Origin of the sequence: Mesorhizobium sp. M5C.F.Ca.IN.020.29.1.1 (genome assembly GCF_003997375.1) — a bacterium.
In the GTDB taxonomy this organism is placed as follows: Bacteria; Pseudomonadota; Alphaproteobacteria; order Rhizobiales; family Rhizobiaceae; genus Mesorhizobium; species Mesorhizobium wenxiniae.
The window spans coordinates 1-12,238 of sequence record NZ_RZSW01000141.1; the positions used below are offsets into that span (position 1 = coordinate 1).

The 12,238-nt window shown below is 63.0% G+C and carries 9 protein-coding genes; 2 read left to right on the forward strand and 7 right to left on the reverse strand.

The genetic code is table 11. The features are described 5' to 3' along the window. Positions 1–929, reverse strand: a 929-nt coding sequence (locus EOA85_RS13820) for a 3-methyl-2-oxobutanoate dehydrogenase (2-methylpropanoyl-transferring) subunit alpha (RefSeq protein WP_164759643.1), incomplete at its 3' end; no start/stop codon positions are given. 540 nt (positions 930–1,469) lie between these two features. On the opposite strand from EOA85_RS13820, the gene holA reads away from it, so the two are divergent. Beyond that, positions 1,470–2,516 (forward strand): DNA polymerase III subunit delta, encoded by a 1,047-nt coding sequence (gene holA / locus EOA85_RS13825; RefSeq protein WP_127209806.1) that lies wholly within the window; start codon positions 1,470–1,472, stop codon positions 2,514–2,516. 312 nt (positions 2,517–2,828) lie between these two features. Here the strand turns inward: holA and EOA85_RS13830 are convergent, their stop codons facing one another. The 5 genes from EOA85_RS13830 to mnmE form a co-directional block, all read right to left on the reverse strand. After that, on the reverse strand, positions 2,829–3,713 hold the full coding sequence (locus EOA85_RS13830) for a ParB/RepB/Spo0J family partition protein (protein ID WP_127209807.1): 885 nt from the start codon (positions 3,711–3,713) through the stop codon (positions 2,829–2,831). 76 nt (positions 3,714–3,789) lie between these two features. Then, a complete protein-coding gene (locus EOA85_RS13835) occupies positions 3,790–4,590 on the reverse strand; it encodes a ParA family protein (RefSeq protein WP_127209808.1) in 801 nt (266 codons plus the stop codon). Positions 4,591–4,627: 37 nt separating this feature from the next. Beyond that, entirely contained in the window at positions 4,628–5,263 is a 636-nt protein-coding gene (rsmG, locus tag EOA85_RS13840; RefSeq protein ID WP_127209809.1) for a 16S rRNA (guanine(527)-N(7))-methyltransferase RsmG, read from the reverse strand. Further along, the gene (gene mnmG / locus EOA85_RS13845; protein WP_127209810.1) at positions 5,260–7,134 is read right to left on the reverse strand and encodes a tRNA uridine-5-carboxymethylaminomethyl(34) synthesis enzyme MnmG; all 1,875 of its coding nucleotides are present in this window, start codon (positions 7,132–7,134) and stop codon (positions 5,260–5,262) included. Before mnmG ends, rsmG begins: the two co-directional genes overlap by 4 nt. 516 nt (positions 7,135–7,650) lie before the next feature. Next, positions 7,651–8,985 (reverse strand): tRNA uridine-5-carboxymethylaminomethyl(34) synthesis GTPase MnmE, encoded by a 1,335-nt coding sequence (mnmE, locus tag EOA85_RS13850; protein ID WP_127209811.1) that lies wholly within the window; start codon positions 8,983–8,985, stop codon positions 7,651–7,653. 63 nt (positions 8,986–9,048) lie between these two features. On the opposite strand from mnmE, the gene EOA85_RS13855 reads away from it, so the two are divergent. Beyond that, a complete protein-coding gene (locus EOA85_RS13855; RefSeq protein WP_127209812.1) occupies positions 9,049–11,067 on the forward strand; it encodes a thioredoxin domain-containing protein in 2,019 nt (672 codons plus the stop codon). A gap of 25 nt (positions 11,068–11,092) precedes the next feature. Here EOA85_RS13855 and rho read toward each other — a convergent pair. Next, on the reverse strand, positions 11,093–12,238 hold a 1,146-nt coding region (rho, locus tag EOA85_RS13860), incomplete at its 5' end, for a transcription termination factor Rho (RefSeq protein WP_127209813.1).

The following is a 12,238-nucleotide window of genomic DNA, read 5'->3' on the forward strand; positions in this document are numbered from 1 at the left end:
CCGACACGATAGGTGACATATTCGACCAGCGTCGGGCCGAGATTTTTCCGCGCGCGCTCGGCCGCCCATTTCGCCACCGCATGGACGGCGAGATAGTCGTTGCCATCGACCCGCAGCGACGGAATGCCGAAGCCGAGACCGCGGGCGGCGAAAGTGCCGGAGCCGCCCCGGGCGATGCCTTGGAAGGTCGAGATCGCCCACTGGTTGTTGACGACGTTGAGCACGACCGGCGCCTTGTAGGTCGAGGCGAACACCAGCGCCGAATGGAAGTCGGACTCGGCCGTCGAACCGTCGCCGATCCAGGCGGCGGCGATCTTCGAATCATTGCTGATCGCCGAAGCCATCGCCCAGCCGACCGCCTGGATATATTGCGTCGCCAGATTGCCGGAGATCGAGAAGAAGCCGTGCTCCTTCGACGAATACATGATCGGCAGCTGCCGCCCCTTCAGCGGGTCGGCCTCGTTCGAATAGATCTGGTTCATCATCGTGACCATCGGATAGCCGTCGGCGATGAGCAGGCCTGCCTGACGATAGGTCGGAAAATTCATGTCGCCCAGCGCCAGCGCCTTGCGGAAGGCGCAGCTCACCGCCTCCTCGCCCAGATGCTGCATGTAGAAGGAGGTCTTGCCCTGCCGCTGCGCCATCTGCATGCGCGCATCGAAACTGCGCAGCGTCATCATGTGGCGCAGTCCTTCCAGCAATTCGTCGTCGGAAAGCAGGCCAGCCCAGGGTCCGACCGCCTCGCCGGCGCGGTTGAGCACGCGGATGATCGAGAAGGCCATGTCGCGGATGGTGCGCGGATCGACGTCGATCTCGGGACGCGGCACCGAGCCGGCCTTGGGGATGGTCACATTGGAAAAGTCAGGCGTCCCGCCCGGCCGCACCTCCGGTTCCGGCACATGGAAGCGCAATAGTCCCGCATCAGCCATGACCTTCGTCCTCCAATGTTGCCCGGTGCGATCTTTGCACACCGCCAGACCAGTGCCAATTCGCCGGCTGGTGCTTCAACCGGGAACGACCACAGAAAGGCCGCCTCCCCGATACCGCCAGCCAAGATGCAGATATGTCGCCGAAATTTCTTGTCGATCTTCTGGTGCCGCGCGCAACTAGGCGAATGGTCCGGCCTGATTTGGCGCAAGAGCCGGTATTTTTGGGCTTGCAACGGGTTCCTCGCCCCCATGAAATGGGGGAGAGGTGGCTCGGCAAAGCCGAACGGAGAAGGGGAAGGCGCGACCTGAATGATTCAGAGGCTCGCCAGCGTGGTTGCCCCCTCTCCCACCGCTTAACTGCCACCTCTCCCCCGCTTTGCGGGGCGAGGAAACCTGGTCCTGCAAGATCGGCAACCTCTCGAAATTCCTATACCCGGGGAGATGTCGGCGGGACAGAGAGGGCGCTGTGCTATAGGTGTTTCGGAAGATAGCGGCGTCCTTTTGTTCACCCCGCGCCCGCATTCATGCTAACCAGAGCCCATGGCACAGAAGAAAGGTTATGAGGTCGATTCGTGGCTGGCGCGGCCGGATCCGCGCATCTCGGTCGTCCTGCTCTATGGTCCCGATCGTGGGCTCGTCGCCGAGCGTGCAAAGGCCTTTGCCGGCAAAACCGGCCTGCCGCTCGACGATCCGTTCTCGGTGGTCAGGCTGGACGGTTCGGAAGTCGATCGCGACGAAGGCCGCCTGCTCGACGAGGCTCGCACCGTGCCGATGTTTTCGGACCGGCGCCTGCTCTGGGTGCGCAATGCCTCCGGCCAGAAGGCGCTGGCCGACGACGTCAAGGCGCTGACTGCTGAGCCCGCGCGGGACGCGATCATACTGATCGAGGCCGGGGACCTGAAGAAGGGCGTCGGGCTGCGCGCCATCGTTGAGGCGGCGGACATTGCCATGGCGCTGCCGTGCTATGCCGACGAGGCCCGCGACATCGACACGGTCATCGACGACGAATTGCGCAAGGCCGGCATGTCGATGACGCTGGAGGCCCGCCAGGCGCTGCGCCGCAACCTCGGCGGCGACCGGCTGGCCTCGCGCGGCGAGATCGAGAAGCTGGTGCTCTACGCCCACGGCCAGACCGAAGTCGGCCTCGACGACGTCAAGGCGACTTCGGGCGACGTCTCCGGTCTGTCCTTCGACGACGCCGTCGATGCCTTGCTCGAGGGCAAGGTCGGCGATTTCGACATGGCCTTCACCCGCCACTGCCAGTCCGGCGGCCAAGCTTTTCTGGTGCTTTCCTCGGCGATGCGGCAGCTGCAGGCGATCCAGGCGATGCGCGGCCTAATGGACACCGGCGGCCGCAACGCCGCTTCAGTCGTTGCCGCGGCGCGCCCGCCGGTTTTTTTCTCGCGGCGCAAGCTGGTGGAGAAAGCCCTCGAACGTTGGAGCAGCGAGGCGCTTGGCCGCGCTTTGACCCGATTACAGACGGCGGTCCTGCATACCCGCCGGCGGCCGGATCTCTCGGTCGCGCTGGCACGGCAGGCGCTGCTCGGCATTGCTGTTGAGAGCGCAAGGCTGGCGCAGAGAGCCTAATCTCCCCCCTTGCGGGGGGATGTCGCCGAAGGTGACAGAGGGGGTCGCCGCGCGTGAAGTGCCAGCGCTTTCCGCGACGAGAGACGACGTGGGCGAATTATGTGAGACGACCCCTTCTGGCCTGCCGGCCATCTCCCCCTCAAGGCCTCTCAAGCGGGGAGATTGATTGCTCTGACGATTTCGCCAATCACCAGCATCGCAAAAGAAAGGGCCGGCGCAGTGCCCGGCCCTTTTTCCTTATCCATCGACGCGATGCGTTAATCCTAAGCTGGAACCTTATTTGCCGGCTAAATATCTTGTTGCCTCAAGCACCTACCGCTCCTGCTTCAACCGACGGCAGAGCTCGTCGAGCTGCTCCAGCGTCCGGTAAGCGACGCTGATCACGCCGCCGCGTTCCTTGTGCTCAATCGTGACGATCATGCCGATCGTGCCGGTCATCAGCTTTTCCAGCGCCAGCGTATCGGCATCCTTCTGTGTCGGTGCTGCAGGCTGTCGCTTTACCGTTGGAGCGCCGGCTGGCATCTGCGCCAGAGCTTCGGCCTGGCGCACCGAAAGCCCGTCTTCGACGATCCGCTTGGCCAGGCCCGCCGGATCCTGCGCCGTCACCAATGTGCGGGCGTGGCCGGCCGACAGCGCGCCGTCGACCAGCATGTCGCGGATCACGTCGGGCAGCTTCAAGAGCCTCAGCGTGTTGGCGACATGGCTGCGGCTCTTGCCGATAACCTGGCCGAGATCGGCCTGGGTGTAGCCATGATCGTCGATCAGTTGCTGGTAGCCGAGCGCCTCCTCGACCGGATTGAGATCGGTGCGCTGGACGTTTTCGATGATCGCCAGTTCGAGTGCGGTGCGATCGTTGACATCGCGCACGATGATCGGGATCTCGACCAGCCCGGCGCGTTGCGCCGCGCGCCAGCGCCGTTCGCCGGCGATGATCTCGTAGCGGCCAGCTTGCGTCGGCGACGGCCGCGCCACCACCGGCTGTACCACGCCATGTTCGCGGATCGACTGGGCAAGATCGGTCAGGTCGGCGTCACCAAAATGCCGACGCGGATTTTTCGGATTCGGGCTCAGGAACTCTATCGGCACCTTGCCGTCGGCATTCATGCCCTGCTTTTCCACTGCTGCCGGACGATCGATTTCGCCGATCAGCGCGGCTAGTCCTCGCCCCAGTCTTTTTCTTGAAAGGTCTTCGCTCATCGTCTGTCCAGATCGTTTCGGTATCGAATCAGCTTCTGCATGCCGCTATCTAGTTCCCACTTTAGGGCGACATGCATTAGGCGGCGCGCAATTTGCGCTCGCGGCGGATCACCTCGGAGGCAAGCTGCAGATAGGCCTGGCTGCCGGAGCATTTGAGATCGTAGAGGATCGCCGGCTTGCCGTACGACGGCGCCTCGGAGACACGCACATTGCGCGGGATGACGGTTTCATAGACCTTGTCGCCCATATGCGCGCGCACGTCCTGCACCACCTGGTTGGCGAGATTGTTGCGCCCGTCGAACATGGTCAGCACGATGCCCTGGATCGTCAAGTCGGGATTGATCGAACGGCGAACCTGCTCGACCGTCTCCAGCAGCTGGCTCAAGCCTTCGAGCGCGAAGAACTCGCACTGCAGCGGCACCAGCACCGAATCGGCCGCCGCCATCGAGTTCAGCGTCAGAAGATTGAGCGACGGCGGACAATCGATCAGCACATAGCCGAAATTCGCCGAGCGCTCGGCTGACGCGCGCAGGGCGTTGCGCAGCCGCAGCACCCGGTCCGGCGCCGACGCGATCTCCATTTCGATGCCGAGCAGATCGAGCGTTGACGGCACGATCAACAGGCCCGGCACCGCCGTCGGGATCGCCGCCGCCTCCAGATCGAGTTCGCCGGTCAGAACGTCATAGGAGGAAACGGTGCGGTCGCGCCGGTCGATTCCGAGGCCGGTGCTGGCATTGCCTTGCGGATCGAGATCGACGATCAGCACCCGCTCGCCGATCGCCGCTAGCGCCGTGGCCAGATTGATGGCCGTCGTCGTCTTGCCGACGCCGCCCTTCTGGTTGGCTACGGTGATGATTCGGGGGCCATTCTTCATCATGGGTCTATGCCAGAAATTCATTCCGAGGTCGCCGATCTCAAGTCAGTTGGCGCAAATCAGACAGTTCGAGGATGACGCCATGAGCGTCGGTCGCGCTGGCATGTTCTATCAGATCGAACGACCATCGTTGAGCGCTTTCTGCCACTTCGGCGCGGTAATCCCGGCCTTTGTGGAACAGGCCGCACGCGCCCGCCGTCAGCCACGGCGCCGACAGTTCGAGCAGGACCGGAAGCGACGCCAGTGCCCTGGCCGTGACGATTTGAGGTGTCGAAACAAGCGCATAGGCGTCGTCAATACGCCGCGCGATAATGTGGGCGGGCAGGTTGAATTGGCCGACGACCGCTTGCAGAAACGATGCCTTTTTCCGATTGCTTTCAACCAGATCGATGCTGGCGCCGTCACGCTCGGCGAGCAGAAAGGCAATGACCAAGCCGGGAAAACCGCCGCCCGAGCCGAGATCGACCCAGCGCTTCGCCTCCGGTTTGATTCGCGCAACCTGCGCGCTGTCGAGGATGTGCCGACGCCAGACATCGTCCTGCGTCGATTGCGCGGCCAGGTTTATTCGGCGGTTCCATTTCTGGAAGACCGTCTCGAAGTCCATGAGGCGGTCGAATGTTTCACGTGAAACCGGGCCGGCAGCCTCTTGCAGGCTCGCCCATGAGGCAGCGCTCACGCAACATTCCTTCGCCCGGCGGCCTCGGCGTTGCGAACATGCGCGACGATGATCGCCAGCGCCGCCGGCGTCATGCCTTCCATGCGTTGCGCATCGGCGATGGAGCGCGGCTGGCGCGCCAGCATCTTCTGCTTCAGCTCGTTGGACAGACCCGGAACAGAGGCAAAGTCCAGCGACGCGGGGATCAATCGGCTCTCCTCATTTCTGATCTGTGTGACATCGGCCTGCTGCCGGTCGAGATAGACCGAATATTTCGCCTCCGTTTCGAGGCGTTCGGCCGTCTTGGCGTTGATTGCCGCAAACTCCGGAGCAATTCGGGCCATCCAGGCGACGTCGACGCCCGGATAGGCCAGCAACTCATAAGCGGAGCGGCGCACACCGTCCCTGTTGATTTCGAGCCCATGACGCGCCGCTTCGTTGGGGGTCATGGTCGTGCCAAGCGCAACCTTGCGCGCCTTTTCAAGGTCCTGGACGACATCGCCAAACCGATGCATCCGTTGCCGCGAGGCGATGCCGAGCTTCGTGGCCAGCGGCGTCAGCCGCTCATCGGCGTTGTCGGCCCGCAGCGACAGCCGGAACTCGGCCCGTGAGGTGAACATGCGGTAGGGTTCGGCGATGCCGCGGCTGGTCAAATCGTCCACCATCACCCCAATATAGGCCTCGGTGCGGCTGAGCACGATCTGATCGCTCGTCGATGCCTGCCGCGCGGCGTTGAGGCCAGCGAGCAGCCCCTGCGCGCCGGCCTCCTCGTAGCCAGTCGTGCCGTTGATCTGCCCGGCCAGGAAAAGGCCACCAATTAGCTTTGTTTCCAGCGTCGGCTTGAGCTCGCGCGGATCGACATGGTCATACTCGATGGCATAGCCGGGCTGCAGCATGGTTGCACGTTCAAGGCCTGGAATGGTCTTCAAAATGGCAAGCTGCACATCCTCGGGCAGCGACGTCGAAATGCCATTCGGGTAGACGGTGTCGTCGTCCAGCCCTTCCGGCTCGAGGAAAATCTGGTGGCCCTCGCGGTCGCCGAACTTAACGATCTTGTCCTCAATGGACGGGCAGTAGCGCGGCCCTACGCCTTCGATTGAGCCGGAATACATGGCGGAACGGCTCAGATTGGCGCGGATCAGCTCATGCGTCGCCGCGGTCGTGCGCGTGATGCCGCAATGGATCTGCGGGTTGTCGATGCGGTCCGTCATCAGCGAGAACGGCACCGGACGCTCATCCGCCGCCTGGCTCTCCAGCGACGCCCAATCGATCGTTCTACCATCCAGCCGCGGCGGCGTGCCGGTCTTCAGCCGCCCTAGCTTGAAGCCCGCGCGCGCCATGGTGGCGGACAGGCCGAGGCTGGCCTGTTCGTTCATGCGGCCGGCGACGATCTTCTTCTCACCGATATGGATCAGCCCGCGCAGAAAGGTGCCGGTCGTCAGCACCACGGCGCCACAGGCAAGCCTGCGACCACCCGTCAGCAGCGCGGCCGCGATGCGCCCATTGTCGATTTCGAAATCCAGAACCTCGCTCTCGACGACGTCGAGACTGGCCTGCTCGCGAATCGCCGCCTGCATGGCGAGCCGGTACAGCTTCCGGTCCGCTTGCGTGCGCGGCCCGCGCACGGCAGGTCCCTTACGGCGGTTGAGCAAACGGAACTGGATGCCGGCCGCATCGGCGACGCGCCCCATCAATCCGTCCATGGCGTCGATCTCGCGAACCAGATGCCCCTTGCCGAGCCCACCGATCGCCGGATTGCAGGACATGACGCCGATCGTCTCGAAGCGCAGCGTCACCAAAGCCGTTTTCGCGCCTGCGCGCGCGGCAGCGCTGGCCGCCTCGCAACCAGCATGGCCGCCGCCCACCACAACCACATCATAGCGATCGGTCATTTCAGAATCCCGAATTCAAGTCGACCGACACATGTCGCCGACAGCCTGCGCTGTCAAGGACGCTCGACGAATCGTTTCACGTGAAACAATGCAACTGATGCGCTGGCACTGCGGTCTTGGCGGGCGGCGACCAGTCCATCGCAGAGTATCGCGAACCTTCGGAGATTAGTGATCCCCCCTTCGTCATCCTAGGCCGGAGCAGGGGCGAAGCGACGTCGCGGAGACCCTGGGATCCATGCCCTTACCTGACGGCAGTGCACCGGGACCCGAACAGACTGCCCGGCAGCGGCGTTGCTAATGCAACCGACATTTCCAAGCCGCCGCATTCTTCAGCTGGCGTTACGGCATGCATCCTAGGGCCTATACTCCCACCTCGCGTTTGCTCCGCCGAGGATGACGAAGCCATGGAGGGCCTACGCCGATAACAAGGGGCCGAGACCGGTCTCCTCCTGCCGCAACGCTCAGCGTTTCACGTGAATCACCCGAAGCCGGCCGGTCTGCAATGTTTCACGTGAGTCATTTGCCGATACAGAACTGCGCAAAGATGACGTCGAACATGTCCTCGACGTCGACGGCTCCGACAATCCGGCCGAGCCTATCCGCCGCAAGCCGCAATTCCTCGGCCCGCAGCTCCTGCCCGCGCTCACCAGCTGTCACTGCCGCAAGCAGGAAGCGTTTCGTCTCGTTGAGAAGCTCGACGTGCCGCAGCCGCGACGGCAGGATATCGCCTACCGGGCCAATTTGCGCCGCGGCGCGATGGCCGATCTCCGCCAGCAACTCCGCCAGCCCCGTACCGTCCCTGGTCGAGATAACCGCATCATAAGGTGTCCCAAGCAAGGACGCCCGCGGCTTGCCTTGCAACAGATCGACCTTCGTCCCGACCCTCAATGATGGAACACCGGCCGGCAGTGCGCCCGCTGCAATCGGCTCCGCCATATCCTCCAGCACGAGCAGCAGATCGGCAGTCCCGGCCTTGCTCCTTGCCCTTTCGATGCCAATCGCCTCGATCCTGCCAGGCTTCTCCCGCAGACCGGCAGTATCCGTCACTCTTATGCGCATCCCCTCCAGGTCCAGCACCACTTCGAGCAGATCGCGGGTCGTGCCGGGCTCTTCCGTGACGATCGCCGCCTCGCGCCGGGCCAGTGCGTTGAACAGGCTCGATTTGCCGGCATTCGGCGCGCCGAGGATGACGACCTCGAACGCATCGCGGATGATTTCGGCGGCCCGGAACCCCCGGACATGACGTTCGATCTCGTCGATCATCGCCCACACGTCCGACCAGACCGTCTCTGCAACGGAACCCGGCACATCGTCTTCGTCGGCAAAATCGATCTCGGCTTCGATCATCGCCCGCGCATGGATGAGCCGACGGCGCCAGCCCAAATAGAGCTCGCTCTGCACACCCTCGGCATTCTGAACGGCAAAGCGCCGCTGTGCCTCCGTCTCGGCGTTGACGAGATCGGCCAGCGCCTCGGTCTCGACCAGATCGACCTTGCCGTTAAGAAAGGCGCGGCGAGTGAATTCACCCGGCTCGGCATGCCTGACGCCGTCAAAGCCGGCGATCGTCTCCAGCATCTTTGCCACAACGGCGCGCCCGCCATGGACATGGAATTCGGCGATATCTTCGCCAGTGAAGCTGTTGGGGCCGGCAAAGAGAACGACCAGGCCGCTGTCCAGCACCGATCCGTCGGGCGTCCTGAACTTCCGATAGGTCGCAACACGGTTCTCAACCCTGGAACCGGCAATTATTTCGATAACGAATTGACTTTGTGGGCCGGAAATGCGGATCACGGCAACGCCGGCGGGCAGGCGACCGCTCGACAGGGCAACAATGGAATCACCTGAAATCATTTGCCGACCCAGCACAACCGCCCTAGCTTCGCTTATTCATCGACAATTGCCGAGTTATCGACCGTGACATTGCCCGCGCAAAATCTGCTTGCCGAAGAGGCCAGCCCCTATCTGCAACAGCATAGCGGCAACCCTGTGCATTGGCGGGCATGGTCGCCGGCGTCGCTCGCCGAAGCAAGAACGCTTGAGCGGCCAATCCTGCTCTCGGTCGGCTACGCCGCCTGCCATTGGTGCCATGTCATGGCGCACGAAAGCTTCGAGAATGACGACGTTGCCGCCGTCATGAACCGTCTCTTCGTCAATATCAAGGTGGATCGCGAAGAGCGGCCGGACATCGATCAGATCTATATGGCGGCGCTGTCCTCGATGGGCGAACAGGGTGGATGGCCGCTGACCATGTTTCTGACGCCGAACGGAAAGCCTTTCTGGGGCGGCACCTATTTTCCGCGCGAGGCACGCTACGGCCGTCCGGGCTTCGTCCAGGTACTCGAGGCGGTCGACAAGGCGTGGCGGGAGAAGAAAGAAAGCGTTAACCAAAGCGCTGACGGGCTGACCACGCACGTCGAGGCGCGGCTGGCGGGCTCGCATGCCAAGGCCGTGCTCGACCGCGACACGCTGGCGACACTCGCCAACGGCATAGAAGGCATGATCGACAGGGATTTGGGCGGCCTGCGCGGCGCGCCCAAATTCCCCAATGCGCCGTTCATGCAAACGCTCTGGCTCTCCTGGCTGCGCGATCGCCACACAGCCCATCGCGACGCCGTCCTACTCAGCCTCGAGCAGATGCTGCGCGGCGGCATCTATGACCATATCGGCGGTGGGTTGAGCCGCTACTCGACCGATGCCGAGTGGCTGGTGCCGCATTTCGAAAAAATGCTTTACGACAACGCGCAGCTCATTCGGCTGTGCAATTGGGCCTATGCCGCGACCGGCAACGAATTGTTCCGGGTACGAATCGAAGAGACGATCGACTGGCTCTTGCGCGAGATGCGCGTCGACGGCAGTGCATTCGCTGCCAGCCTCGACGCCGACAGCGAGGGCGAGGAGGGACTGTTCTACACCTGGAGCAAGGATGAGATAGAAACCGCTCTTGGCGACGACTCAGCTTTATTTTTCAAACACTTTACGATTGTCGCCCCGCATGGCTGGGAGGGCAAGCCGATCATCCACCAGACCGAAGCCCAGCAAACGCAAAGCGTGGCCGATCGCGACCGGCTCATTCCCTTAAAAGAAAAAATGCTAGCAGCCCGGGAGCAGCGCGTCAGACCCGGGCGTGACGGAAAAATCCTGACCGATTGGAACGGCCTGGTCATCGCGGCTCTCGCCGAAGCCGGTCGTTCCCTGAAACGGATCGACTGGATCGAGGCGGCGGAGCAGGCCTTCGCTGCCATTGCCAGCGCGGGTCGAGACAGTCGCTTGCCGCATTCGATGCTTGGCGCAAAGAGGCTTTTCCCGGCGCTGTCGAGCGACTACGCCGCCATGGTCAACGCCGCGATCTCCTTGTTTGAAGCTACCGGCACATCGCGTTACACCGAGCTGGCCGGCCAATTCATCGCGCAGCTCGATCAATGGCATAGCGATGAGAACAACACCGGCTACTACCTCACCGCGTCGGACAGTGCCGACGTGCCGATCCGTATCAGGGGCGATGCCGACGAGGCTATCCCGTCAGCCACCGGCCAGATCATCGAGGCCATGGTCCGATTGTCCTCGCTTTCGGGCGATCTTGAATTACAGGAAAAGACCTGGAAGGTCGCCGAACACGCGGCCGGCCGTGCGGCGCATCAGGCCTATGGCCAGGCAGGTATCGTCAACGCCTGCGCCTTGGCGATCGAGCCGTTGAAACTGGTGCTGGTGGACGACCAAAAGAACCCCGGGCTTGTTCCGGTTGCGAATCGAAATCCGGACCCCCGCCGGGTCGACACTATCGTGTCGGTCGGCTCGGCGACAAACCTGGCAACGCTGCCAGGCGGCGTTTTGCCGCCAACGATCGAGCCCGGCGCCTGGCTGTGTACCGGGCAGGTCTGCCTACCGGCGATAACGGACCCTGAGGAGCTCGAGCGGCAGTTACGGCGCGGATAGGTGAGGGCCTGCCTCGCCTGACCCCTTACGTGTTCATCGAGTCGAAGAAATCCGCATTCGTCTTGGTCTGCTTGAGCTTGTCGATCAGGAACTCGATGGCGTCGGTTGTGCCCATCGGCGCCAGGATGCGGCGCAGCACGAAGATCTTCTGCAAGTCCTGGCGCGCGACCAGAAGGTCTTCCTTGCGGGTGCCAGACTTGAGGATGTCCATGGCCGGGTAGATGCGCTTGTCCGCCACCTTGCGGTCGAGCACGATTTCCGAATTGCCGGTGCCCTTGAACTCTTCGAAGATGACCTCGTCCATGCGGCTGCCGGTGTCGATCAGAGCGGTGGCGATGATGGTCAGCGAGCCGCCTTCCTCGATGTTGCGGGCTGCGCCGAAGAAGCGCTTCGGCCGCTGCAAGGCATTGGCGTCGACGCCGCCGGTCAGCACCTTGCCGGATGACGGCACGACGGTGTTGTAGGCACGGCCGAGGCGGGTGATCGAATCCAGCAGGATGACGACGTCGCGCCCGTGCTCGACCAGGCGCTTCGCCTTCTCGATCACCATTTCGGCGACCTGGACGTGGCGCACCGCCGGCTCGTCGAAGGTCGAGGAGACGACCTCGCCCTTCACCGAGCGTTGCATATCGGTGACTTCCTCCGGCCGCTCGTCGATCAGCAGCACGATCAAATAGCATTCCGGATGATTGGTGGTGATCGAATGGGCGATGTTCTGCAACAGCACCGTCTTGCCGGTCCGCGGCTGCGCCACGATCAGGGCGCGCTGACCTTTGCCGAGCGGCGCCACCAGGTCGATGACGCGCGCCGAAATGTCCTTCGAGGTCGGAACGTCCATTTCCATCTTCAGCCGCGAGGTCGGATAAAGCGGCGTCAGATTGTCGAAATGGATCTTGTGGCGGATCTTTTCGGGGTCGTCGAAATTGATCGTGTTGACCTTGAGCAGCGCGAAATAGCGCTCGCCTTCCTTCGGGCTGCGGATCGGGCCTTCGACGGTATCGCCGGTCTTTAGCGAGAACCGGCGGATCTGCGACGGCGAAATATAAATATCGTCGGGGCCCGGCAGGTAATTGGCATTGGCCGAGCGCAGGAAGCCAAAACCGTCCTGAAGCACTTCGACCACACCGTCGCCGATGATCTCGATATCCTGGGTCGCCAGCCGCTTCAGGAT

Coding starts and splice junctions, on each gene's coding strand:
- mnmG (WP_127209810.1), bottom strand. CDS start 7,134: ATGACCGATCGCTATGATGTGGTTGTGGTGGGCGGCGGCCATGCTGGT.
- holA (WP_127209806.1), top strand. CDS start 1,470: ATGGCACAGAAGAAAGGTTATGAGGTCGATTCGTGGCTGGCGCGGCCG.
- mnmE (WP_127209811.1), bottom strand. CDS start 8,985: ATGATTTCAGGTGATTCCATTGTTGCCCTGTCGAGCGGTCGCCTGCCC.
- EOA85_RS13830 (WP_127209807.1), bottom strand. CDS start 3,713: ATGAGCGAAGACCTTTCAAGAAAAAGACTGGGGCGAGGACTAGCCGCG.
- EOA85_RS13835 (WP_127209808.1), bottom strand. CDS start 4,590: ATGATGAAGAATGGCCCCCGAATCATCACCGTAGCCAACCAGAAGGGC.